This is a genomic window from Sorangium sp. So ce693 (genome assembly GCF_051521375.1).
Lineage (GTDB): Bacteria > Myxococcota_A > Polyangia > Polyangiales > Polyangiaceae > Sorangium > Sorangium atrum.
Window position 1 is genome coordinate 4,680,145 of record NZ_CP150347.1, and the last position, 24,836, is coordinate 4,704,980.

Sequence of the window (24,836 nt, forward strand, 5' to 3'; positions counted from 1 at the left end):
TCGGCCCCGCGTCGGGTTCCGGCGCCGGGGCTTGGCGCCGTCCGCCGATCGCCTACCATGCCCCCAATGGCCGCTACCTTCGCCACCTTCTCCCTGGAGGGCGACAAGCTCCCCGCGGACGTCGCCGTGACCCGCTTCGAGGCCGTCGAGGCGATCTCCACCCCCTACACGGTCGAGGTGCGCTTCGCGACGCTGGACGCCTCGTTCCGGGTCGAGGACTGCCTGCGCAGCCGCCTCTGCCTGCGCGTCGTCGACACGTCGGGCCAGGAGCGCCTGTACGACGGCATCGTCGACCGCGCCGGCTTCGCGCACATCGCGGGCGAGAGCCGCCAGTTCGACGTCCGCCTGCGGCCCGCGCTGGCCGCGCTCGCGCACCGCGAGGGGTGCCGCATCTTCCAGGAGAAGACCATCGTCCAGGTCGCGCAGTCGGTCTTCGAGGACGCCGGCTTCGGCGACAAGGTCGAGTGGCGGATCGCGAAGGAGTACGAGCCGCGCGAGTTCATCGTCCAGTACCGCGAGTCACACCTCAACTTCGTCTCGCGGCTCCTCGAGGACAACGGCCTCTTCTACTACTTCCGGCACGAGGCCGCCGGGCACACGATGATCATCACCGACGACCCCGCCGCCTTCGAGGTGGAGGAGGGGCTGCCGGTGAGCTTCCGCATGGCGCAGGGCGGCCTGCCCGGGAGCCTGCCGCTCTCGAAGTTCACGAGGACGCGCGCGCTGCGCACGAGCCTCGTCCACCTCCGGGACCACGATTTCGAGAAGCCCGACGTGAAGCCGGAGTCCGCGCTGCCCCGCAAGGAGGCCATCGCGCTGCCCTACTTCGAGTACCCCGCCGGCTTCACGAAGGGGAGCGTGGGCGCCCGCCGCGCCGAGGCCCGCGTGCGCGAGCTCTCCGCCGACGCCGACGTGTGCGAGGGCGAGAGCCGCGCGGCCGGGCTCAAGGTGGGCGAGCCGTTCGCCGTCGAGGGCGCCGCGGAGCCGTGCCTGAACGGCGAGTTCGTGGTCACCCACCTCGTCTCGCGCGGCAACCAGACGCTCACCGGCGGCGCGACGAACTACGACGTCGAGAACCACTTCCGCGGCGTCCCCAAGGGCGCGCCCTTCGCGGCCGAGCGCCGCGCGCGGCGGCCGCGCATCCGCGGCATCCAGACGGCGGTCGTCACCGGGTCGAGCACCCAGGAGCAGGCGATCCACGTCGACAAGTACGGCCGCATCAAGGTCCGCTTCTTCTGGGACCGGCAGGGCCAGCAGGACCACACCTCGAGCTGCTGGCTGCGCGTCTCGCAGATCGCGATGGGCGGCTCGATGATCCTCCCCCGCGTCGGCTGGGAGGTCTCGGTCGCGTTCCTCGACGGCGACCCGGACCGGCCGCTCGTGCTCGGGCGCACGTACAACGCGGAGAAGACGCCGCCCGACGCGCTCCCCGCCGCCAAGGCGTCCGGCACGCTGAAGAGCATGTCGTCGCCCGGCGCGGGCGGCCACAACCAGATCGGCATGTCCGACACCGCGGGGAGCCAGGGGTTCGGCATGCACGCCCAGAAGGACCTGAACGTCACCATCAAGAACGACAAGGTCGAGGAGGTGACGGTCAATGAGGAGCAGCACATCAGCGTGAACGGCTCCCGCTCGGTCAAGGTCGACGACTCGACCTCCATCGCTGGCAATCAATCGCTCGACGTCGGCGCGGTGCTCTCGCACAAGATCACCGGCAACCAGAGCATCTCGATCGGCGGCAACGACACGACCAACGCGATCAGCAACCACGTCGAGAAGGTCACCGGCAACCGCTCCTACACGGTGAGCGGGAACCAGATCACGATCTCGAACGGCGTCAGGCACTCCATCACCGGGGACATGAGCCGCAAGGTCGGCGCGCTGCAGCTCTCCGGCAGCCTCGGCTCGATCAACGACAACGTCCTCGGCGGGATGACGGAGACGGTGGGCGCCGTGAAGGCGCAGATCATCAACGGCAGCCACGGCGAGCAGATCACGGCCAACAAGGACCAGACCTCGCTGGCGGCGGAGCTCCACCTCACGAAGGGCTCGCTCTCCCACGTGGCGCTCGGCGTCACCAACATGGTCGGCGGCCTCCATTACCAGAAGCTGGACGGTGATCTCGTGGTGCAGGCGCCGCTCATCACCCTCCTCGGCGCCGTCGGCGTCTTCAAGGGCGGCGGCAGCGAGCTCAAGCTCGGCGGCGGACCCGTCGTGATCAAGGGGTCGAAGATCGCGGTCAAGGGCGCGCTGGTGGTCAAGATGGGCGCGTCGATGAAGCTCGGATCGTGAGGGCCCATGGGCGCTAGTGACGTGAAGAGAGAGGTGAAGAGTGGCTGATCATCATGTCCTCGCGATCCCCTCCCTCAGCGTGGAGGGCAAGATCTACCGGGTGCTGCGCTTCGAGCTCACGGAGCAGCTCTCGGAGCTCACCCGCCTCGAGTGCGAGCTGCTCGACGACGAGGCGGCGCTGCCGAGGCCGAAGGAGGTCCTCGGCAAGCGCGCGGTGTTCACGCTGTCGCGCAGCGACGACACGCAGACGCGCTCTTTCGCCGGGACGATCGTCCTCGCCGAGCTCGTGCCCGATCCCGACGACGTGCCCACGCTGCGGATCGAGGTCGCGCCGGCGCTCTGGAACCTCGGGCAGCGCTCCGACTGCCGGATCTTCCAGGACAAGAGCGCGGTCGACATCGTGAAGGAGGTCCTCGAGGGCGCGGGCGTGCCCGCGGGCCAGCAGGACTGGCGCGTGACCGAGCCCCACCCGACGCGGGTCTACACGGTCCAGTACCGGGAGCGTGACCTCGATTTCGTGCACCGCCTCCTCGCCGAGGAGGGGATCTACTTCGCGATCCACATGAGAGATGAAGAGGACGTCATCGTCTTCGGCGACTCGCCGACCGGCCTCGACGACATCGAGGGCGCGACGTCGCTGCCGTTCTTCCAGGACTTCGGCGCCGAGGGCTTCGCGGATCGCGTCGTCCGCCTCTCGCGGGAGGTCTCCGTGCGGAGCGACAAGGTGTTCGTCCGCGACTACGACCCGGAGAAGCCCTCGACGAAGCCGGAGGCGTCGGCCGAGGGGAGCGATCCCGGGGAGCACGTGCTCGAGATCTACGAGCACCCGGCGCGCACCGCCGACGCGGGCGTCGCGGAGCGGCTCGCCAAGGTGCTGCTCGACTCGGTGCAGGCGGAGCGCGACGTCGTGCGCGGCGAGAGCGGCTCGCTCGCGCTGCTCCCGGGCCGGCGCTTCTCGGTGGACGGCCACCCGTACGACCCGCTCAACCAGGAGTACCTCGTGGTCCGCGCGCGCATCGCCGGCAGCCGGCCGCGGAACTTCGAGCTCTCCGGCCGCGCGGGCGCGGAGGACGGCGCGCGCGACCTCCAGTCGATCTGCGAGTTCTGGGGCGTGCCGACCGGGACCACGCGCTACCGGCCCCCGCGGCGCGCCCGCGAGCAGGTGATCCCGGGCGCGCAGACCGCGATGACCACCGGGCCCTCGGGGCAGGAGATCCACACCGACGCGGGCGGGCACGTGAAGGTCGCCTTCCACTGGGATCGCTCCGGAAAGAAGGACGACACATCGAGCCGCTGGATCCGCACGAGCCAGGTGCCGACGGGCGGATCCATGCTGCTGCCGCGCGTCGGGTGGGAGGTCACCGTGCGCCACGTCGAGGGCGACGCGGACCGGCCGTTCGTGATGGGCCGCATGTACAACGCGCTCACGCCGCCGCCCTACGCGCTCCCGAAGGAGGCAGGGAAGAGCTCCCTCCAGACCGTGACGACGCCGGGCGGGGGCAGCACCAACGAGCTCCGGATGTCGGACGCGAAGGGCGGCGAGGAGATGTTCATCAACGCCTCGAAGGACATGTCCACCGAGGTGAAGAACAACGCGACCGAGTCGATCGGCAACAACCACAAGAAGAAGATCGGCGCCGACCAGACGACGAACGTGACGAACAGCATGACGACCAGCGTCGGGTCGAACCAGACGCTCTCGGTCTCCGGCAACCAGTCGATGAAGATCGAGACCTTCCACGTCGACGACATAAGCGGCGATCACTCGCTCTCGATCGGCGGGAACCGCGACATGAAGATCGGCGGGGATCACAAGCGCGACGTCACCGGCAACAGCTCGCTCACGGTGTCCGGCAACCAGATCGATCTCGTGGTCGGCTCGGTCACGGATCAGACCCTGGCCGGCTTCAACCACGAGGTCGGCGCGGCGCTCGTCGAGCTCGCGCTGGGGCACCGCTCCGTGACGGTCCAGGGCGACCGGAGCGAGACGGCCACCGGCGCGAAGGTGATCGCGGTCAAGTCGGGCCGCGGCGTCCAGGTCGGCGGATCGATGAACGTGAAGGTCGGCGGCGCGATCGTCAACGTGGCGAACGGGAACCGCGTGGAGAGCTCGCTCGGCACGTACACCGAGCTCGCGGGGGGCGCGCAGCTCGTCAAGGCGAACAACGCCGTCTTCGAGGCGACCGGCGCGCTCACGCTGGTCATGGGCGCGTCGATCCTCTCGCTGACGCCCGCGAGCGTCGCGATCATCGGCGTGTCCGCGAAGCTCGACGGCGACGTCTCCGACACCGCCGCGCTGGTGCTCGACAACTGAGGAGGAGGGGAACGTGGCACGCGAGACGATTGCGCACTTCACGATCGACGAGGTCCCCGCGGCGCGGGTGCTCCGCTTCGAGGCGATCCACGAGGCCGGCAGGCCGCTCGTCCTCGACGTCGAGGTGTACCTCCACTCGTACCAGGAGCTCGATGCGATGATCGGCAAGCCCGCGGCGCTCTCCTTCGGCGCGCCCGGGGAGGCGCCGCGCGTCATCGCGGGCACGGTGGAGGCCGCGACGTCGATCGGCTCCACAGAGCTCGGCATCGAGGGGCTGCTGGGCGTCCGCTACGCCGTCCGCGTCGTCTCCTCGCTCGCGCTCCTCGCGCGCAGCGTCGACTCGCGGATCTTCCAGGACATGAGCGCCAAGGAGATCGTGGCGAAGGTCCTCGAGGATCACGGGATCACCCGCGTCGCGTGGCGGCTGAGCGGCGACTGTCCGAAGCGCGAGTACTGCGTGCAGTACCAGGAGAGCGCGCTCGCGTTCATCTCGCGGCTCATGGAGCACGAGGGCGTCTACAGCTTCGTCGAGGTGGACGCCGACGGCGAGCTCCTCGTCTTCGACGACGACAGCACCGTCGCCGGGCCGATCGCGGGCGACCCCGCGCTGCCGTTCCGCCGGCGCACCGGGCTCAGCGCGGCCGACGAGCGCGACGCCATCTACTCGATCCGCGAGCTCGAGCGTGTGCGCTCCGGCAAGTTCGTCCTCCGCGATTTCGACTTCAAGCGGCCGAAGCTCGACCTCACGGCGACCGCGGCATCGGGCGAGAACGACGCGCTGGAGCGCTACGACTACCCGGGCGGCTACTTCGAGCCGAGCGAGGGGCAGCGCCTCGCGCAGATCCGGCTGGAGGAGGAGCAGGTCGAGCGGCACACCATCGAGATCGACACCGTGTGCTCGCGCCTCGCGGTCGGCCAGAAGCTCACGATCACGGACTCCGGCGAGCTCGACGGCGAGTACTTCCTCTTCGCGGTGAAGCACACCTACGTCCACGAGGAGGGCGACGCGCACGGCGGCAGCGAGCGCGCGACGCCGCGCTCCAGGGCGCGGGCGCGCCTCGTGCCGGCCTCCGTGAAGTACAGGCCGCGGCGCATCACGCCGATCCCGCTCATCGAGGGGCCGCAGACCGCGACGGTTGTGGCGCCCGCAGGCTCGCAGACCGAGGCGATCCATACCGACGAGTTCGGTCGCTGCAAGGTGAAATTCCACTGGGATCGCAGCGACGTGATCGACGACAAGGCCTCGTGCTGGATGCGGGTCGCGCAGCTCCAGACCTCCGGCTCGATGATGCTCCCGCGCATCGGCTGGGAGGTGATCGTCGAATTCCTCGAGGGCAACCCCGATCGGCCGATCGTGACAGGGCGCCTCTACAACGGCGTCTATATGCCGCCGTACGCGCTGCCGGAGGGCAAGACCCGCACGGCGATCCAGACGTCGAGCACGCCGGGCGGCGGCGGAGCCAACGAGATCCGCTTCGAGGACAAGGCGGGCTCCGAGGAGATCATGGTGCACGCCCAGCGCGACATGAAGACGGTCGCGGCGAACAACGCGAAGAGGAACATCGGCAACAACGAGACGTCGGTCGTCGGGAACAACGCGTCGCTCGAGGTCGGCGGCAACCAGACGACGAAGATCACGAAGGGCTCGCAGAACACGGTGGGCGCGAACCAGACGATCAGTGTCGGAGGCAACCGCAACGTCGAGGTGAACGCGGTGTCGGCGCTTACGGCGAAGGGCAACGCGACGACCACGGTGGGCGGGAACCAGTTCGAGATGGACGGCAACCCCCTCGAGGCGATGCTCGCGCTCGCGGCGCAGGCGGCGGTGCAGTTCGCGAGCGTGATGGCCAACAACGCGATCGCGGCGGTCCAGGGGCAGGTCGACGGCGCCATCAACCAGGTGATGGCGCCGATCAACGGCCTGACCCAGAAGGCGGCGGGCGTCGCGGGCGCGATGCAGGCCGTCGCCGGCGGCGACATGAGCCGCATGCCCGGGATGATCGCGGGCGCGTCGGGCATCCCCGGCGCGAGCCAGCTCGCGGCCTCGATGGGCGGCGGCGGGGGCGGGGGCGGCGCCGCCGTCGGCGCGCCGGGCGCCGCGGCGCCCAACATGTTCGCCTCGATCGCCTCGAACGTGGCGCAGAGCAGCCTCGCCGGGAAGGTCTTCGTGAAGCCGGAGGCGCTCGCCTCGGCCCTCGGCATGGACGGGGGCGGCGGCGGCGGCGGGTCGACGGCCAACGTCGGCGGGCCGGACGGCGCCGTCGATGGCGTCGACGCGACCGACCGCGAGAAGGGGCCCGGGCACACGACCGCCAAGGTCACGGGCACCCACAAGGAGGACGTGGGCTCGATGAAGGTCCTGGGCGCGATCCAGGACATCGACAACAACGTGACGGGCAAGAAGACGATCGACGTCGGCGCCGCGACCGTGCAGGTGGCGTTCGGCAGCTACGCGGAGAGCGTCACGGGCTCGAAGAGCGAGAAGGCGACGGGCCTGGTCGTCCTCAGCAACGGCGGCGAGAGCGAGACGGTCACCGGCTCGCGCACCGCGATGGTGGGCGGCGCGATCGTCGACAAGCTCAAGGGGTCACACGTGGTGCAGGCCGTCGGGCCCGCGACGTTCATCGGGGCCTTCCACAAGGTGGAGGCGAAGGGCGCCATCGTCTTCAAGTGCGGCGCCAGCGAGGTGGTGATCGACGGCGCCGGCGTCACCATCACGTCCCCGCTCGTGACCCTCCTGGCGCCGAAGATCCAGCTGCCGAAGAAGGTCTCGGAGGTCTGATGGCGGCTCGGTTCGACGGTGGGTCGCAGGCGGCTTCTGCGTCGCTCTCGCTGGAGGAGCCGGACGCCGCGGCCACGGCCGAGGAGGCGTCCGAGTCGCCGCGCGTGACCCTGGACGACGTGCTCGCCGAGCCGGCCGCGGCGCCGCTCCCGGCGCGGACGGCGCAGCCGCTCGGCGCCGCCATGCGGACAGCGCGCGTCGCCTCGATCGCGGGGCGGAAGGCGTCGATCCACGTCCGTGGCGCGGAGGGGCCCGTCGACGCCCAGATCGCGCCCGACGTCGATCCCGAGGTGATCGCCGACGCCCGCGCCCGCGGCGACGCCGTGCTCGTCGAGCTCTGCGAGGGCGAGCCCCCGCTGATCGTCGCGGCCCTGACGACGCAGCGGCCGCACACGCTCCACCTCAAGGCGACCACCGTCGCCATCGAGGCGGAGCAGGAGCTGCTGCTCCGCTCCGGCCGAGGCGCGGTCCGCATTCGCCAGGACGGCGACATCGAGGTCGTGGGCAGCCGCATCAGCGCCGCGTCGCGGGGGCTGTTCCGGATCGTCGGGAGGCTCTTGCGGTTGAATTGACGGCACGCGCGGCGTGCCCGCTGGAAGGCTCGGCTGTCATAGCTTTCACTCAGGGAGCGTCGAAACAGCGATGCGAACGGCACCTGTCCCCAACATCCCGGCCATCCCGGGGATGAACCCCGGAGTCTTCGTTCTCGGCGGCGGCGGTGACGGCGGCGGGGCCGGCGGCCGCGGAGGCGGCGCGGGCAAGGACAAGCAAGGCGCGAACGGCAAGAACGGGGGCGACGACGCGTCCGGGGGCGGCAAAGGCGCCTGCGGCTCCGGCCAGAACGGCGGGGCGTGCCCCAACCATCATGGCAAGAAGGGGAGCGGCAAAGGCTCCAAGGGAGACCCTGTCGACATCGTGACAGGGCGTGTCTTCACGATCCCCGTCACCGACGTGCACTTGCCGGGCCCGCTGCCGCTGACGCTGACCCGCAGCTACACGAGCGCCGCGCGCGACCGCGACGTCGGGCTCGGGCGCGGCTGGTACCACTCGTACGCGTGGGAGGTGGAGGTGCACCGCGGCCGGACGAGGCTCTGGACAGGGAACGGCATGTACGTCGACTTCACGCCCATGCGCGTCGGCGAGTCGGCGGTGGGCCCTTCCGGGTGGCTGCTCGTCCGCGGCCAGACAGGCTTCGTGCTCGATCGGGGCGACGGCCGGTGGCTCGTCTTCGAGCACGCCTGGCAAGACCGGTATCTCCTGTCGGCGGAGACCGACTCTCACGACAACCGCATCTCGTTCTTCTACAAGGAAGGTGTCCTGGCGCAGATCGTCGACTCGGTCGGTCGCAGGGTCGAGGTCCGCTCCACGAGGGAAGGGCGCATCGCCTCGTTCGAGGTGAAGAACGCGGCGCATCGGGGCCAGCTGGTCCCGTTCGCGCGGTATCGTTACGACGACGCGGGGGACCTGGTGCTCGTCGAGGACGCGATGGGCGCGGCGACCAGGTACACGTATACGGACCATCTCCTGACGTGCCAGGAGCACCCGACGGGCCTTTGCTTCTACTTCGTCTATGACGGGGAGGCGCGGTGCGTCGAGACCTGGGGCGCGTTCCCGGGGCGCGAGGACGAGAGCCTCGCCGCCGACGTCCCGGCGGTGCTCGCCGACGGGATCACGGCCGCCAAGGGCATCTTTCACACGAAGCTCGAGTACGGGCCTCACAACTACGTGGAGGCGGCCGACTCGATCTCGGTCGAGCGCTTCTTCGGAAACGGCTTCGGGAGCGTCGACAAGGCGGTCACGGCCGCCGGCGTCTTCAGCCGCACGTACGACGCGTGGGGAAACCTGCTGTCGTTCACCGACGCGACGGGGGCGACGACCCGCTGGGAGCGGGACGCCCGCGGGCGGGAGCTCCGGATCACGGATGCTCTCGGCCGTGTGACCACGTTCGAGCGGGACGCCGACGGGCACATCCGGAGGGCGGTCGACCCTGCCGGGGGCGTCATCGAGACCGGGCGCCTCACGGGCGGGCTCGTGTGGCGCGACGCCATCGGCGCCACCTTCGAGGTGCACTTCGATCGCCGCGGGCTCACCACGCGGACCGTCGCGCCGAACGGCGGGCAGACGCTGTACAGGTACGACGATCACGGGAACCTCATCGAGCGGACCGATCCCACGGGCGCGGTGACGCAGTACACGTACGACTACTGGGGTCGCCGCCAGAGCATGCTCGATGCGTCGGGGGCGATGGTCACCTACGCCTACGACGACGCCGGCCGCCTCCGATCCGAGCGAACGCCGGACGGCGGCGTGACGCGCTACGAGTACGATCCGTCCGGAAACTGCACGTCGATCTGGCACCCGAACGGCCACACCACCACGCACCGCTATGCGGGGTACAACCGCATCGTCGAGACGCGAGAGCCCGACGGGCGGATCAGCAAGTATCGATACAACCGCGAGGGGCGCCTCGTGGAGGTGCACAACAGCCACGGAGAGGTGCACCGCATCCGGCTGAACGCCGCCAGGCTCGTCTCGGAGGAGGTCACCTTCGACGGCCGCACCCTTCGCTATCGTTACGACGCCATGGGGCGTGTCGTGCAGTTCGAGAACGGACTCGGCGAAAAGACCGGGTACGTGTACGATGTCGTCGGTCGCGTCGTGGAGCACCAGTACCCCGACGGCGGCGTCGAGACGTTCGAGTACGACGAGCTGGATTACATCATCGCGGCGCACGGCCCCTCAGGCGACATCTTTTTCGAGCGCAATCTCCTGGGCTGGGTGACGTGTGAGCGGCAGGTGAGCGGCGGCGAGACGTTCTCGGTCGAGACGAAACATGACCTGATGGGCAATGTCGTCGAGCGAAAGACCTCCCGCGGACACCACCAGACCTGGGTGCGCGACGTCGCCGGCCGCGCGCTGCGGGTGACGCTCGACGGCAACGAGGCGCTCGGCGTCGTCCGCGACGCGCTCGGGCGAGAGACCGCTCGCTATCTGCCCGGCGGCGGGCGTGTGGATGTCGTCTATGACGGGCTCGACCGCATGGTCCAGCGCACCGTGTCTCGCGGGGTCGCAGCCCCTCGGGTGGCCGCGGGGCAGCCCGATTGGGTCGGGGCGCTCCCCCATGACCTCACCCTCCGGCAATCGGTTCACTACACGCCGCAGGGCGATGTGGCCGCGATCGACGACGATCGCTCGGGCGCCGAGCGATGGGAGCACGATCCGCGCGGGCAGGTGCTGGCGCGCACCGACGTCCACGGGCAGGGCGAGCGCTTCCGGTACGACGCGGAGGGGAACGTGCGCGAGCTCGGCCCCGGCGCGCCGGAGCGCGAGTACGGGCGCGGCAACGTGCTTCTCCGGCGCGGCCCCGTGTCGTACGTGTGGGACGGCGACGGGAGGCTGATCAAGCGCCGCGTGGTCATTCCGAGCGGTCAGGAGGCCACGACGAGCTACGAATGGAACGGCGCGGGTCTCCTGAGCGCGGTGGTGCGCCCCGATGGCGTCCGGATCGAGCATGTCTACGATCCCTTTGCCCGACGCCTCGAGAAGCGCGTGGTCAGGCGAGGCGAAGGCGGGCGCATGGCCACGCTGTCCACGACGCGGTTCATCTGGGACGGGGACACGCTCGTTCATGAGATCAAACGCGAATGGGGCCCGGAGGGCGATCGCGTCACCCAGGAGAGGACGTATTGCACCGACGAGGAGACGTCGGCGCCGTGGGCGCAGAAGGACGCCAGGAGCGGCGAAGGCGACGCGGTGTCGGCCGAGTGGTACTATTACCTGAACGACCCTGTCGGCAGACCGGAACGCCTGCTCGACGCCGCCGGGAATGTCGCCTGCGAGCTCGACCGCACGGTGTGGGGCGCCGCGCGCCCGCGGGAAGGCGCGCGCACGGAGACGCCGCTGCGGTTCCTCGGGCAGTACTACGATGACGAGACCGGCCTCGCGTACAACCGTTATCGCTACTACGATCCTGCGGTAGGACGGTACATCAGCGTCGACCCAGTCGGGCTGCTCGGCGGGCAGAACGGGTTCTCCTATGCAGGGAATCGGCCCACGAAGATGGTGGACCCCACGGGGTTGATGTTCTCGACCACCACGGGGCGGAAGGACGCGAACGGCAATCCGCTGCCGGACATCCAGGGGAAGAGCTCGACCGTCCAGAGCGACGACGACCTCGACCCGGCGCTGAGGGACGCGGTATCGAACTCCCGCGAGAAATTCAAGGACCCCAACAAGCCCGACAGCGATCCTCGAAACCTGGATGCCGACGGCAAGGTCAAGCCGAACGCGTCCAGCAAGGCGGGCAGGTGCGCCGAGATCGACGGGCTGAACCAGCAGGCCAAGGACATCCGGCAGCGCCTTGGCAAGGATGCGAACGGCAAGGATTGCGAGAAGTGGGCGAAGATGTCCGAGGCCGAGCGGAACGCCCGAGTCCGGAACGAGCTGCGCGAGGAATACCGTCGCGGCGCGAAGATCGAGGCGCACTCGAAGAAGGGGAAACCCAAGAATTCCTCGGAGAAGCCTTGCCCGTTCTGCGCGCAGGTCTTCCGCGAGCTGGGCATCCATCCGGAGAATATCAATGCTGATCCGAACAAGGATGTGTCCGACGAGGCCAAGAAGAGAGCTGGGCTCACCACGGGTGACGCCAAGGGCGGCGTCATGTACAATGGGAAGAAGTGGGATCACAAGACCGACGGCGTCTACGATCCGGACAGGAATGATCCGGGGAAGAACGTGGCGCGGGAGAATCCATCCGCGACCAACGTCGTCCCCAAGCTGAACCCGGACGGCTCGCAGCAGAAGAACTCGCGCGATCCGAACGCATTCCAGGACGAGCAAGGCAATTACAGGCGACCGGACAAGCCGCCGCCGCCGCCGGAGCCGAAGTTCGTGCCGCCCGAGGACGACAACACCGACCCGACCAGGAAGTAGAGATGGCAGACCTCGGCGAAGAAGCTGCGATTTCGGGCTTGCTCGGCGGGCTGGAGCGCGCGCCGGACGGGGTCTGGCAGGCCACGCGGGCCCTTCTGGCCTCTCCGGCGGTGGCGGCCTGGCTTCACGGCGAGCCGCGTCCTGCCGCGTCGGCGGAGCAGCGCCCGTGGTCAGCGCTGGAAGCGCTCTGGGCGAACTTCCCCACAGGCGGGCGGGCCTTGATCAGGGCTTCTGTGCGCTCTGGCGCGAGCTCTTTGCTAGGCGCGTTCTGTCTTCATCTCACGCGGCGAGGGCTGGCCCGTGTGGTGTTCATCCCGATCTCGGTCCACGGCGGCATGGCGGATCCCTCGATATGGGTCGCCGCGCTGCACGCGCGGCTCGGAGCATTGACTTCCAGGAAGGCGTCCGAGCGCGCGCTCGCTCCGCGCGTGGCAGATGACATCCGACCGATCCTCGACGGTGACGAGAACCCCGACATGCCGTTGCTGCTCGTCCTCGACGGCGTCCACGAGAACGACGATCCGGCCGTGTGGTCGCGCATCGGATGGTCAGCTGGGCTGCCCGGGAACGTCCGGGTGTGGGTGTCTGCGGACAACGACCCCGGTGTCACGGCCGCCCGACGGGGTGAGGCCCTTCATTGGTTGAATGGCTGGTCGGATGTCGTCCTGGCGATGCCGCCGGAGCGCTCCGCCACGGTGTTGCCCGGTGACGTCGACGCCGATACCGTGTGTGTCTTGAGCGCTGCCAGCGGGCCGATCTCAGAGGCAGAGCTGGTCCAGATCGTGGGCGGCGATCGGGCCGAGACCCGGGTGTCTGCCACGTTGCGGAAACTCGAACCGTGGCTCTGTCCTACAACGCATGGCGCCGCGTTCCTTCATCGAGCTCTCGGGAAAGAGCTCGCGCGGCGCTTGAGCAACCTGGGCGACGCCCGTGGGCGGGCGCTCTTGACCGCACATGTTCGGGCGACTCTCGATAGCTGCTCCGAAGGGAGCATCGCCCCTGTCGCTCGATCGGAATACCTCATTCGATACGGGGCAATGCACTTCTTGCGACACGACGCCACGGTGGAAGAGCTCGATCGCGTGATCGCCGAGCCGATGCGCGCCGCCTGGGAACCCTTGGATGGCGGTGCGTTCGGCTTTCGTGCGCTCGTCGTCGCCGCGTGGCGGCGAAGCCACGCGGCGTTCGGCGAAGCGACGTCGGAAGCCTTGCGTGGCCGTCGTATGGTGCAGGCGTTGCGGTTGCGAACGATCTTCGAGCAGATCATCAGTTTGCTCGTGCATGCGCTCCCGGACGTGGTCGCCGGTGCCATCCACGAGGGGATCTTTCGGCCGGACGCAGGTATCGAGCTCGCCAAGCCGCTGAGCGAGAAAGATAGGCTACGGCTCTGGCGGGCGGTCCGGCCCGCCGTGTCCGAGGCGGATGTGGCATGGCCAACGCCCTTGCTGCACGAAGCAGACCGCGCCGTCGGAGGGATCGAGGCCGCCGGCGCGACCGAGACCCCGCCGGCATACGAGCTAGACCGCAGGCGCTTCGTATTGGACGGGCTGAAATCACGTCGTGTCGTGAAAGCGCTCGTGATCGGTGCGCTCCGGCGGATCGCCGAGCGGCTGCGGTCCCCCGCGCGGGAGGAGGTCCTGCTGCTGGCGGCCAGGCGCCTTGCCGGGCTCCGTCCAGAGCGCCGTGCGTTCTGGGCTGCCCTGCTGGCGCCGCTCTACCCCGAAGAGCGCCGCGCCGAGCGACTCGAAGACGTGGACGCGCAGATCTCGGCCTTGCCGGAGCTCGGAGATCGCCTTGAAGTCTTGACGGAGCGGCTCCTGGGGACCTCGGCGGGAGCGAGCGCGATCGTTCAACGAGCCATGGGATGGTTGCTGTCCTCTGAACGGTTTCCGCTCATGGCGCAGCGCTTTCTCTTTCATGTTCCCGAGAGTGAATGGAACCGGTGTCCTCCCGAGCAGGCCCGAGCGCTCGTCCGCCGCTGGCAAGGCGAATCGCGAGGATCCGCGGATGCGCTGGGGCCGCTCCGCTGCGCGCGGCTGCCTCCGTGGCTCGCGGCCGAGGTGCAGGATGCTCCCCTCGCGGAGGTGAAGGAGCGGACGGACGTCTCCGACCGCAACTACGTCGCCTCCGAGCTCGTCTCCTTCGTCACGGCGGACGTCCGAGCGGAGCTGGCACGCATGTTCTTCTCGGTACCGCCAGAGGCCTTTCGCGGCGAGGACCGCGCCATCGAGAACTGGGCGGAATCGGCGACGCTGGAGGAGCTCCGCTACATTCACCAGAAGGTGTTGCCATGCATGGGCTCTCAGATTGACGATGCGCTCGCGGCGCTCTCCCTCCGTGCAGTGGCGCTCGGCGACAGGGACCTCGCGGCCAGCTTTTGCGCCGCGATGGAGGGGGACGACGACCGGCATCAGGCCGAGCTGGAGATCGCGCTCGCTCTGGGCTCGTTTTCCGACGTGGAGCGCCTCGTGCGTCCGGATCTGGAAGACGAGGAAGCGTCTGGAATGCTCGAGATGGTAGGGAAGGCGTTGAAGGGCGAGGAGGACGCGGCTCGCTTCGCGGAGCTCGTGCGCGGCGCTGCCCGCGCCTCGAACAGGCTGTCCGCGTGGGCGGCCGTGTTTCCGTCGCTCTCCCCGGAAGCGAGGGAGAGGTTGTCCCCCGCCGTCGCCGACACGGTGAAGGAGGTGCTCCGCGAGCTCCCCGAGGAGTCGGACGACACGCTCTGCAGCATGTTCCCCTGGATGTCAGAAGAGAGCCTGTGCGACGTGTGGCGAGAGCGAGCCTCACCCGAGGCGTGGCGCCCGACGATCGCCGAGATCACGCCTCTCTTCACGTACGATCGACGTTATGACAACGGCGCGTGCCTGGACACGCTCCTCCTGCGTCTGGGAGGTGAAGCCGCGCTCGTGGCCTGGGCCAGGACGCTCGCCGAGCTCGATGACTGGTTTTCGGAGATCGGGCCCGGACCCGAAGAGGGCTGACCCCGCGCGTCCGCGGCGATGTGGCCATCGCCGCCTGGGTTACCGATTCAGCTTGTCACTCCCGGACGACGCCCCCTCCGGCCGCGCTGCCGGAGCCCCAGGGACGCCGCGAGCAGCGCTGTCAGCGCGAGGGCACCCCCGGACGGCGCGCGGCTCGCCGAGCGGCAGCTACAACCAGCCGGCTCGCCCGACTCCTCGCCGGAGGTGCCCCCCGACGACGCCTGGGCGGCTGACGTTGAGCTGGGGGACCCTCCACCCGTAACCGTGCCCGTCGAGGGCGCTCCTCCGGAGCCGGAGCCGGCGCCACCGCCGCTGCTGGCGCTGACGCTGCCGTCGCCGCCGCCGCTCGTGCTTCCCCCCGTGCCACCCCCGCCGGCGCCCTCGCCCCCGACGGGCGAGAACTGCCAGAAGTTCATGTTGAAGAGGTTCGACCCGCCGCCGGTGAAGACGAGATAGAGATCGTGCACGCCTGCGGCGCCGTCGACCGCACACGACACGTCGCTCCACTTCTGCCAGCCCCCCGTCGCCCCGACCGCGCAGGTGCCCACGAGCTTGCCGTCGCGCGCATCCAGGCGGAGCTCGATGCTGCCCCCCTGCGCGCCGCTCGCGACGCGCGCGCTGAAGCTCTCCGCCCCTTCGCCGAAGTCGACCCCGCGGAGGCGCACCCAGTCTCCGTTGTTGATCAACGAGAGGTCCATCCCGCCCTCCTCGCAGCGCTCGGTCTCGATACCGCTCTGCGCGTTGAAGGTCTCGGCTTCGACGCGCGCGTAGGGGTCGAGGTTCGCGAGCTGCTTGAGCCCGTCCGTCGTGTAGGTCACCGGCACGATCGAGCCGTCTTCCTTGTAGGTGAACGACTCGATCCCGAGGTTCCGGCGATAGCCCGGGGGCTCGCCGGCGTCGTTGGCGACGGAGCGATTGTGGTAGGCGTGGTACCAGGAGCCGCCGAACTCGAAGATTGCCGCGTGGTTGTTGTTGTTGTTGTTCTTCGGCGGCTGGGGCCCCACCGTGCCGCGGTGAGTGAAGCCGGAGGTGGGGCTCGAGCTCGTGAGGTAGTCGATCCGCATGCCGTTCGCGGGGTTCGTCGAGTACGACAGATAGTAAACGCCGTTCCGCTTGTGCATCCACGAGGCCTCGAAGAAGTACGGGACCGTGATCGTGGAGGCCGAGCCCGAGACGCTCACCATGTCGTTGTTCAGCTTGATGACGCGCGCGTTCTGCTCGCCGTTGCCGCCGAAGTAGAGGTACGCCTGGCCGTCGTCATCGATGAAGACCCCCGGATCGAAGAGCCAGATGTTCTGGCCCGAGGCGCCGGGGGTGCTCGAGGTGATCAGGGCGCTGCCCTTCGCGTCTCTGAACGGTCCGGTCGGGCTGTCGCTCTTGGCGACGCCGATACCTGATCCGTTGTTGGCGAAGTACATGTAGATGTTGCCGTTGCGCTCCACGAGCGAGGGGGCCCACGTGTTGGCCGCCCAGGAGGCGTCGCGGGGCACGCGGATCACTTCCCCGTGGTCGGTCCAGTTCTTCAGGTCGCTGCTCGAGATGGCCACGAACGAGGCCATCTTGTAGCCGTCGTCCGAGCCGTCCGCCTTGACGTTGTCGTCGTCGTTCGAGGCGTAGAGATAGACGCGCCCGTCGTGCACCAGCGAGGCCGGGTCGGCGAGGTAGCGGTGCGAGGCGATGGGGTAATCGGCCAGCGCGGAGGGGCTCGCGACGAGCCCGACCGTGGTGAGCGCGAACCCGCAACAAGCCGTTCTCGCCAATGTACGTGAGCGACGCATGTTCACCTTACCTGTTGGTCCAGAGCCCTTGATCATGGCCGCTCGGGCGGCGCTTCGCCCCCGAACTGGTACAGGCGAGGTCCCGAGCGCAGGCTTCCAGGGCGAAGCGAAAGGATATCCCTGGGGGTCAAATGTGAACGTTCACATGGCCGGTGTCAATCAAAATCCGGCGCGCGGTGAGCCTCGGCACCTCTCGACGCCGGCGCTGAGCGGCGCCCGACTCGAGCGCGGGTGTCCTCAGCTCGTCGCGCTCTGGTCGATGAGCGCCTGCCACTGCGCCTTGAGCGCCGGATCGGCCTCGAGGCGCTCATGCCAGATCCTGTGCAGCGCGACCCAGCTCTGCGGGGTCAACCCATAGTGGCTCTGGATCTGCGGGATGTGATTCGGATGGTCGCGCAGGTCGGCGCACAGGCGCGCGTACCGCGCGAGGGAGATGCGCTCCACGCGGCGCATCGTCTCGTCGTCCTCCATGCCGGCGTGCGCTTGCGCGGCGGGCTCCGCGGGCGCGGGGCTCGCGGACGGCTCGGCGGCGCTTGGCTGAAGGAAGGGCAGGGCCCAGCTCCCCGTCGGGATCTGGGGCGGTTGCGGAGCGATATCCCCCCTGGCGGGCCGCGATGGCGCGGGGGATTGGCCCGGACGAGCGAACGGCAGGGCGTTGTCGGCGGCCGGCGAGGGGGTCGCTCGCGAGAACGGCAGGGGATTGGCGGCCGGCGGCGGGGAGGCCGGGCGAGAGAAGGGCAGGGGATTGGCGGCCGGCGGCGAGGAGGCCGGGCGCGAGAAGGGCAAGGCGTTGTCGGCCGGAGGCACAGGGGCCGTTTGCGAGAAGGGCAGGGGATTGGCGGCCGGCGGCGAGGAGGCCGGGCGCGAGAAGGGCAAGGCGTTGTCGGCCGGAGGCACGGGGGCCTGTCGCGAGAAGGGCAAGGCGTTGTCAGCTGCAGGCACAGGGGCCGGTCGCGAGAAGGGCAGAGCGGCATCGAGCGGAGGCAACGGGGCCGTGCCTGAAAAGGGCAAGGCTCTGTCGGCCCCCAGCGCGCCGACCGTGCCGATGGCCGTCCTCTCCATCTCCGGGCTCTCTGCCGGTGATGCAGTCGTGCCCTCGACCGCGGGCGCGCTCGACACGTCTTGACGGAACGGCAGCGCATCCCGGCCCGGGAAAGGCGTCGTGCCGAGGAGCGTCATGCGGGCTCGCGGCGCCGTCGATGGCCGCTCCAGGCTCGGCATGGGCAGCGGCGACGGCACCGCCGGCAGCAGCGACGGCGAAGGCATGACCGGCGGCAACGGCGAAGGCACGGCCGGCGGCAACGGCGAAGGCATGACCGGCGGCAACGGCGAAGGCACGGCCGGCGGCAACGGCGAAGGCTGCACGACCCCGGGCAGCGGCGCGGCGGCATTCCGCCTGGCCCAGGGAGATCGCGCAGCCCCCTCGTCGCTCACGCCCGCGGCGGGCGGCGGCGTCGCCCCATCCCGAGGCGCCCCCTGCAGCGGGGCGATGCGCGCAGCAGGCGCCACCGGCATCGGCCCTTCCAGCTTCCTGGGCGCGCCCCGCGCCTTCTCCTCGGCGCGGCGCTTCTGCGCGGCGACGAGCTCCAGGTACCGGCGGCTCGATCGCAGCTGCCCGCGCGCGGCCTGCGCGGCGAGCCTGGACATCCACCGCTCCCGCGCCGCCTCCCACGCGGCGGCCGAGAGCCCCGCTTCGGCGAGCACCTCGTCGCGCGGCAGGCCCGCCTCGAGGGCCCCGGCCACGGCGGCGAGCTCCTCGAGCCGGATCGATCGGACCTCCTCGTCGCGCTCCACCATGTCCACGAACATACCCCCTCATCACCGCCGGCCGGCGCGCCGCGGCGGCCCGGCCGACGTCGCCTCGCGGCCGTCCCGGTTACCTCATCGCCCGCTGAAACCGCGCCAAGAGCGCGTCGTCCTCGAGCATCGCCGCTGTCCATCGCTGCTGCGCGCTCAGGTAGTCCTCGAGCGTCAGATCCAGGCGGCTCAGCAACGTCGCCATGTCGGTGCCGCGCTTCATCGCGCGAGCCGCTTCGAGGAAACGCTCGAACGACAGATCGCCCTTCGCTCGGGCGCGCTGGACCCTGGCGAACGTCTCGGCGAAAGCGACGACGAGCGGCGGCACGCCCGCCTCCTCGCCGTCGTCGTCGTCCGCCTCGGAGAGCCGCGCCTGCCAGGCGTCGTCGAGCGCCTCCCAGCCGGCCTCGTCGAGCCCGTGCGCCGCGAGGAGCGCCGCGCGGTCGGCGCTCGGGTCCGCGAGCCGGGCGGCCAGCGTCGCGTACGCCTCGACGTCGTCGACGCCCTGCGCGCTCTGCGGAGGTTCCTTCATCGTCCGGCCAGGCTACCTCAGCGCGCGTCTTGGGGCCTCCTTCGCGCAGGTGTATTCATGGCGCGTGTCCTTCTCATACCTGCCCTTCGTCGCGCCCGGCGGTCAGGAGGGGCAGCCCTCCGCGCCCGCCGGCACGGACGTGCTCGCCCACGACAAGCTCGAGAACGCGCACGCCGCGCTCCGCCGCGCGGCGCTGTCGCTCGAGCACGACGTCGAACCCGTGACCGACCTGACCGGGCCCGCGCGCGCCCTGGAGCGTGCCCTCGGCGCGATCTACGACGCCTTCGACGGCCGCGCCGAACCCCTCGGCGCCGTGCGCGCCGCCCTGGCGGAGACCGACGACATCGCCGCTCAGATCGGGCAGGCGATCGGGCTCGACGCCGGCTTCGCCGCGGTGGACGAGCTGCTCCGGAGCGCGCGCGGCTGGCTCGAGCAAGCGGCGGCGCGGCTCGCCCTCGTGCCGCCGGCGCCGCCGCTCGACCTGCCGCCGATCCTCGCGAGCCGCGACCGGCCGCGGTTGCACGCGGTCCAGCGGGCGTCGCTCGCGCCGCTCATCAAGGTCCCGGAGCCGCCCCCGGCCGAGCTCGTCGCGAAGCCGCCGCCGCCGATCCCGCCGCCGCGGACGTTCGAGGAGCTCAAGGCGGCCGTCGAGGCGCTGAAGCAGCAGGCGCCCGCGCCCGGCGCGCTGCCCGCGGCGGCGGAGGCGCGGCTGCCCGCGGCGGGCCCGGAGGAGAGAGCTCCGCGCCCCGCGCCGCCGGGCTTCGCGCCGGAGATCGGCGACGCAATCGACGATCTCGCCTTCCTCCGCGCCCGCGCCCGCGAGTCCTTCGAGGAGGTCGCGATGGTCGGCATGCAGCGGGCGCCGCTGCTCGGCGACCCCTTCCGCGGGGCGCTGGTCCTCGAGCGGCGCATGCTCGCGGCCATCGACGTGATCGCGGCGATCGGGGCGCCGGCGCTCGAGCACGTGCCGCGGCTCGTGGCCGACGCGCCCGTGAAGGACGCGAGCGTCGCGTTCGCGAGCGCGATGGTGCTCGGCTGCTTCGCCGGCCGCGACGCGCTCGCCGCGGCCGAGCTCGCGCTGCTCCGGAGCGGCAAGGACAGGGCGTTCATCGACGCGCTGGGCGCTGCCTTGAAGCTCGTCCCGCACGAGCTCCTGCCGCTCGCGCTCCGCAGCCTGCTCCGCGAGCCCGAGCCGCTGGTCCGCGCGATGGCGATCGACGTCCTGGCCTACCGCGGCTTCGCGACAGAGGACGAGCTCGTCGCGGCGGCGTCGGACGACGCGGCCCCCGTGGCGGCGTGCGCGCTCCACCACCTCGGCTGCACGCCGGGCGCCCGCTTGCCCGAGCTGATCCAGCGGGCGCTCGCGTCGACCGCGGCGCCGGACCCGGCGCTCCGCGAGGCCGCCTGGACGGCCATGGCGCTCTCGGATCACCCGCACGCCCCGCTCGCGCTGCGCGGCGCGCTGGACGAGGCCGACGGCGCCGACGCCGCGGCGCTCCTGCTCGCGCTCGCGGGCGACGACGCCGACGCGCGGCTCCTCGCCTCGCGCGCCGCCGAGGCGCCGCGCCGCGGCCTGTTCTTCGCGCTTGGCTGGGCCGGCGCGGCCGCCGCGGTGCCGCTGCTCATCGACGTGCTCGAGCGCGACGTCGACGGGGACGTGAAGCTCGCCGCGGCCTACGCGCTGGAGCGGATCACCGGCGCGGGGATGTGGGACGAGGTCGCGGTGGCGGACGAGGAGATCTTCGTCGCCGATCCGCCCGAGCCCGACGTGGGCGAGCCTCGCGAGCTCAAGCTCGCGCAGCTGGTCAGCGATCCCAACGACCTGCCCGAGGCGCCGGCGCCGGAGATGGAGGAGCAGCCCACGGTGGACGCCGCGCGCTGGCGGGCCTTCTGGCGCGAGCGCTGCCAGGGCTGGGACATGAGCGCGCGCTACCGCCGCGGGCGCCCCTACACACCCGACGTCGTGCTCGACGAGCTGGACACGGGGCGGGTCACCCCGGGCGAGCGCCGGCTGCTCCAGCGCGAGCTGATCATCCGCACCGGGCACTTCGTGCGCTTCGATCCGCACGACTTCGTGGTGGCGCAGGAGGAGGCGATCCAGGCCTGGCGGCCGATCGCGGCGCGCGCTTCCGGCGCCCCGGGCCGCTGGACGCGGCCCCGCCGGCGCGTAGGGTAAACGGCGCGTCGGCGCGCGGACGCACGCGAGCCGAGCCGAGCGCGAAGAGGGGCGCGGTGCCCGCCAGGGGGGATGCATGGAGCGACGCGGACTTCGGAGGAGCAGCTGGCGGCTGGTCATCTCGGCCTCGGCGCTCGGCGCCGCGCTGAGCGCGGCGCCCCCGGCGAGGGCCCAGTCCAAGGAGGAGCTCGCGGAAGCACGGGCGCTCTTCCAGGAGGGGGTCGCGCTCAGCGCGGCGAACCACTGCGCCGCGGCGCTCGTGAAGTTCCAGGCGGTGGCGGGCGTGCGGCGGACGCCGCAGGTGCTGTTCAACATCGCGGAGTGCGAGGCGCGGCTCGGCAAGCTCGTCTCGGCGCTCGGCAACTACCGCATCGCCGCGGCCGCGGCCGACGGGGACCCCCGGGCGAACGACGTGAGCGCGAACGTCGGCGCGCGGATCGAGGACCTCGAGGCGCGCATCCCGAGGCTCGCGATCCACCGGGGCGCGGGGGCGCTCACCGCCACGATCCTGCTCGACGGCGCCGCGCTCGGCGCCTCGGAGATGAGCGCCGACATCCCGGTCGATCCAGGGCCCCACGTCATCTCGGCCCGGGTCGGCGATCGCGAGGCGGCGCGGGAGACCGTCACGCTCGAGGAGCGGGACGCGAAGACCGTGGAGATCGCGATCGCCGATCCGCCGGCGGCGCTGCCGCCCGCGACCGCGTCACCGGGAGGCGCGCCCGCGGAGGTGCCGCCGAGGGCCGCGCTGGAGGGCCTGCCGGCGACGCGTCCGTCGAAGGCGCCGGGCCTCGCGGTGCTCGGCGCCGGGATCGCGAGCGGCGCCGTGGGTGGGGTCTTCCTCGGCCTGCGCGCAGGCACGCTGAGCGATCTCGACGCGCTGTGCGGCGGCGACAGGAGCTGCCCTCCTTCCGCCAGGCCCGTCGCCGATCGAGGCCGGCTCTACACGGGCGTCGCCGAGGCGGCGATCGGGCTCGGTGTCGTCGGCGTCGCCGCGGGGATCACCCTGCTCGTGATGAGCGGCAGCGCGGCCGCGCCGGACGCGAGCGCCCGCGCAGCCGCCGCTGCGGCCGCGCGGCGCGCCCGCGCGGGCGTCCGCCGCGCGGAGGTCCTGCCGCAGGCGCCTGGCGCCGACCTCGCGGGGCTCAGCGTCGCCGGCAGCTTCTGAGGCCGGGCGCCCTCCGGGCCAGCGGGCGTGTCAGGTGCGGCAGCAGAACGTCCGTGGGCTCGCGCCGCGGGCCTCTCCGCGGGGCGTGCCGCCGCTCGGCAGGCACGCCCCGCCGGTGGGCGCGCCGACCGACGTCACCTTGCGGCCCACGACGGAGGGGTCGTCCTCGAGGTCCTTGCAGCTGCCCGCAGGCAGCTCCGTCACCCGCATCGAGCAGGTGTGCAGCTGCGCGTCGGAGTAGAGGGCGACGGTCGTCGGGCACGTCCCGCCCGACGGCGCGCCGCACGCGCAGTCGTCGTCGCAGCCGCGGCTGTCCTCGACGTCGGTGTAGAAGACATGCCGCTCCGTGTAGGGGCCCGGCGGGCAGACGGCGTCGCCGTCCCTGGCGATGCAGAGGCCGCCCTCGAACGGCGCGGTTGGCTTCGGCGCGCAGACCTGGCCGAGGTTGCAGCCCCGTCCGAGCGGCTCGGCCGCGGCGCACGCGCGGCCGAGGCGAGTCCACCTGGGGTCCGGCCTCTGCACCTGCACGGCGCTCGGCGCGCACGCGCCGCCGGAGGCCGCGAGCGGGCTCACGCTGACCGAGACGGCGCACGGCGCGCCGGTGGTCGCCGAGCACTCCGTGTTGCTGCTCGGCCCGCAGGTCAGCCTGTCGCTGAAGACTCCATCGGGGCCTCTGCACACCTGGGCTTCCCAGCCGGGCGTCTCGAGCGGGAAGAGGCAGTGCGGCTCCGATCCGCAAGGCGCGTCCGCGACGGTGATCGTGATCCCGTCCACCGGATCGCAGCCTTGCCCCTCCGCGGGACCGCACGAGCACGCGCAGCTCGCCGGCGGCGCGGACAGGCCGCGGTTTCCGACGAACGGCGGCCCCGCGGCGAACTCGGGTGGGCAGCCCGGATCCATCGCGGGCTCGCCGTCGAACAGCGCGAAGTAGCCGCTCCAGCCCTCCGGCACGGCCGCCGTGCACACGAAGTCACCGCACGCGGGATCGGCGCAGTCGATCCGGCCGTCGCCGTCGTCGTCGGCGCCGTTCGCGCAGTCCTCTGCCCCGTCCCCGCTGGAGCTGCGGCTGGCGCTCCCGGAAGGCTCGGGCTCATCGAAGGTGTACTCGGGGTACAGACAGGCGGCGGGAGCGGCCAGGGCGCCTGCGGCGCCGAGCCCGATGCAGGCCGTGAGGCGCGCTCCCCGGCCGACGAGAAAAGAGCCCACCGAACCACCTCCGTGACAGGTGGCCGCGCAGCGCCCGTTCGCGCTCGTGCCCCTGCCCAGAGGATATCGCGCCGCGCGGCATGAGCCACGAGCGCCGCTCGAGCGACGTTCGCTGCGCGGCTACTTCTTGGCGGGCGCGGCCGGCTTCGCCGGGGCGGCGGGCGGCGCGCCCTTGGCCGGCGGCGCGCCCTTGGCCGGCGGCGCGCCCTTGGCCGGCGGCGCTTCGCCGGCCTGGCCGCTGTTGTACAGCTGGATCGCGCGATCGGTGAGCTCGAGATCGGCGCGGTAGTAGGGCACGGCCGACTTGTCGAGGATGAGGTCGTAGCCCTCCTGCGCCGCGAGGCGCCGGAGGAGGCCGAGCACCTTCTGCAGCATCGGCGTCGTGAGCTCGCTCTCCTTGCGCTGCATCTCGCGCTGGGCGTCGAGCGTCGTCGCCTGGAACTCGGCGGCCTGGCGCTGCCACGTCTCGAACCTGCGCTGGAGGACGTCCTTCGGCGTCTTGCCCGCCTGGGCCTCCTTGTCGAGCTTGTCCCGCTCGTCGTCGAGCGCGCGGCGCTTCGTGTCGAGCTCCACCTGGCGGCTGTCGAACAGCTTCTTGAGCGTCGCCTGGACGCGGAGCCCTTCCTCGGTCTCCAGCATGGCGCGGCGCACGTCGACGACGGCGATCTTCGACTGCGCGGACGCGGGCGTGGGCGACAGCAGCGCCGCGCTGCCGAGCGCCGCGGCCGCGAGCAGCGGCAGGACGCGCGCCGTGAGCCGTCGGCCCGAGGTCGGGCGGGCTGCCAGCGGAGCACCCTGGGTCGCGCCGGCCGGACGCGCAGGGGTGGAGAACGTGGAACAGCGCGCGACGAGCCGCTCAGGAGCGTTGTTTCGCATCGCGG

General features: G+C 71.3%; 15 protein-coding genes. 8 read left to right on the plus strand and 7 right to left on the minus strand.

Features of this window, described 5'->3' with window-relative positions:
* Positions 1 to 66: 66 nt before the first annotated feature.
* From WMF14_RS17690 to WMF14_RS17710, 5 genes are all read left to right on the plus strand, one after another.
* Entirely contained in the window at positions 67 to 2,292 is a 2,226-nt protein-coding gene (locus tag WMF14_RS17690; RefSeq protein ID WP_272098326.1) for a type VI secretion system Vgr family protein, read from the plus strand.
* A gap of 40 nt (positions 2,293 to 2,332) precedes the next feature.
* On the plus strand, positions 2,333 to 4,606 hold the full coding sequence (locus WMF14_RS17695; protein ID WP_437802376.1) for a type VI secretion system Vgr family protein: 2,274 nt from the start codon (positions 2,333 to 2,335) through the stop codon (positions 4,604 to 4,606).
* A 13-nt stretch (positions 4,607 to 4,619) separates the two neighbouring features.
* A complete protein-coding gene (locus tag WMF14_RS17700; protein WP_437802378.1) occupies positions 4,620 to 7,388 on the plus strand; it encodes a type VI secretion system Vgr family protein in 2,769 nt (922 codons plus the stop codon).
* Positions 7,388 to 7,960, plus strand: a complete 573-nt coding sequence (locus WMF14_RS17705; protein ID WP_437802380.1) for a hypothetical protein — start codon at positions 7,388 to 7,390, stop codon at positions 7,958 to 7,960. Before WMF14_RS17700 ends, WMF14_RS17705 begins: the two co-directional genes overlap by 1 nt.
* 70 nt (positions 7,961 to 8,030) lie before the next feature.
* Entirely contained in the window at positions 8,031 to 12,320 is a 4,290-nt protein-coding gene (locus WMF14_RS17710; RefSeq protein WP_437802382.1) for an RHS repeat-associated core domain-containing protein, read from the plus strand.
* 758 nt (positions 12,321 to 13,078) lie between these two features.
* Here WMF14_RS17710 and WMF14_RS17715 read toward each other — a convergent pair.
* Both WMF14_RS17715 and WMF14_RS17720 read right to left on the minus strand, forming a co-directional pair.
* Positions 13,079 to 13,636, minus strand: coding sequence for a hypothetical protein (locus WMF14_RS17715; protein ID WP_437802384.1), 558 nt, complete (start codon positions 13,634 to 13,636; stop codon positions 13,079 to 13,081).
* Positions 13,637 to 13,873: 237 nt separating this feature from the next.
* On the minus strand, positions 13,874 to 14,173 hold the full coding sequence (locus tag WMF14_RS17720; protein WP_437802386.1) for a hypothetical protein: 300 nt from the start codon (positions 14,171 to 14,173) through the stop codon (positions 13,874 to 13,876).
* A 207-nt stretch (positions 14,174 to 14,380) separates the two neighbouring features.
* Between WMF14_RS17720 and WMF14_RS17725 the strand changes: the two genes are divergently transcribed.
* On the plus strand, positions 14,381 to 15,301 hold the full coding sequence (locus tag WMF14_RS17725) for a hypothetical protein (protein WP_437802387.1): 921 nt from the start codon (positions 14,381 to 14,383) through the stop codon (positions 15,299 to 15,301).
* A gap of 47 nt (positions 15,302 to 15,348) precedes the next feature.
* Here WMF14_RS17725 and WMF14_RS17730 read toward each other — a convergent pair whose 3' ends face one another.
* The 3 genes from WMF14_RS17730 to WMF14_RS17740 all read right to left on the minus strand — a co-directional run bounded on the left by WMF14_RS17730 (position 15,349) and on the right by WMF14_RS17740 (position 19,408).
* Positions 15,349 to 17,061: a glycoside hydrolase family 43 protein gene (locus WMF14_RS17730; protein WP_437802389.1), complete on the minus strand. Its 1,713-nt coding sequence runs from the start codon at positions 17,059 to 17,061 to the stop codon at positions 15,349 to 15,351.
* Positions 17,062 to 17,316: 255 nt separating this feature from the next.
* Positions 17,317 to 18,888, minus strand: a complete 1,572-nt coding sequence (locus WMF14_RS17735; RefSeq protein ID WP_437802391.1) for a hypothetical protein — start codon at positions 18,886 to 18,888, stop codon at positions 17,317 to 17,319.
* Between the two features lie 67 nt (positions 18,889 to 18,955).
* Complete coding sequence (locus tag WMF14_RS17740; RefSeq protein WP_437802393.1) at positions 18,956 to 19,408, minus strand: hypothetical protein; 453 nt, start codon at positions 19,406 to 19,408, stop codon at positions 18,956 to 18,958.
* A 64-nt stretch (positions 19,409 to 19,472) separates the two neighbouring features.
* Between WMF14_RS17740 and WMF14_RS17745 the strand changes: the two genes are divergently transcribed.
* Both WMF14_RS17745 and WMF14_RS17750 read left to right on the plus strand, forming a co-directional pair.
* Complete coding sequence (locus tag WMF14_RS17745; RefSeq protein WP_437802395.1) at positions 19,473 to 21,584, plus strand: hypothetical protein; 2,112 nt, start codon at positions 19,473 to 19,475, stop codon at positions 21,582 to 21,584.
* A gap of 76 nt (positions 21,585 to 21,660) precedes the next feature.
* On the plus strand, positions 21,661 to 22,749 hold the full coding sequence (locus tag WMF14_RS17750) for a PEGA domain-containing protein (RefSeq protein ID WP_437802397.1): 1,089 nt from the start codon (positions 21,661 to 21,663) through the stop codon (positions 22,747 to 22,749).
* A gap of 30 nt (positions 22,750 to 22,779) precedes the next feature.
* Here the strand turns inward: WMF14_RS17750 and WMF14_RS17755 are convergent, their stop codons facing one another.
* Both WMF14_RS17755 and WMF14_RS17760 read right to left on the minus strand, forming a co-directional pair.
* Positions 22,780 to 23,955, minus strand: coding sequence for a hypothetical protein (locus tag WMF14_RS17755; protein WP_437802398.1), 1,176 nt, complete (start codon positions 23,953 to 23,955; stop codon positions 22,780 to 22,782).
* A 120-nt stretch (positions 23,956 to 24,075) separates the two neighbouring features.
* A complete protein-coding gene (locus tag WMF14_RS17760; RefSeq protein WP_272098340.1) occupies positions 24,076 to 24,831 on the minus strand; it encodes an OmpH family outer membrane protein in 756 nt (251 codons plus the stop codon).
* Positions 24,832 to 24,836 lie beyond the last annotated feature (5 nt).

Coding starts and splice junctions, on each gene's coding strand:
- WMF14_RS17690 (WP_272098326.1), top strand. CDS start 67: ATGGCCGCTACCTTCGCCACCTTCTCCCTGGAGGGCGACAAGCTCCCC.
- WMF14_RS17705 (WP_437802380.1), top strand. CDS start 7,388: ATGGCGGCTCGGTTCGACGGTGGGTCGCAGGCGGCTTCTGCGTCGCTC.
- WMF14_RS17710 (WP_437802382.1), top strand. CDS start 8,031: ATGCGAACGGCACCTGTCCCCAACATCCCGGCCATCCCGGGGATGAAC.
- WMF14_RS17735 (WP_437802391.1), bottom strand. CDS start 18,888: ATGTTCGTGGACATGGTGGAGCGCGACGAGGAGGTCCGATCGATCCGG.
- WMF14_RS17740 (WP_437802393.1), bottom strand. CDS start 19,408: ATGAAGGAACCTCCGCAGAGCGCGCAGGGCGTCGACGACGTCGAGGCG.
- WMF14_RS17750 (WP_437802397.1), top strand. CDS start 21,661: ATGGAGCGACGCGGACTTCGGAGGAGCAGCTGGCGGCTGGTCATCTCG.
- WMF14_RS17760 (WP_272098340.1), bottom strand. CDS start 24,831: ATGCGAAACAACGCTCCTGAGCGGCTCGTCGCGCGCTGTTCCACGTTC.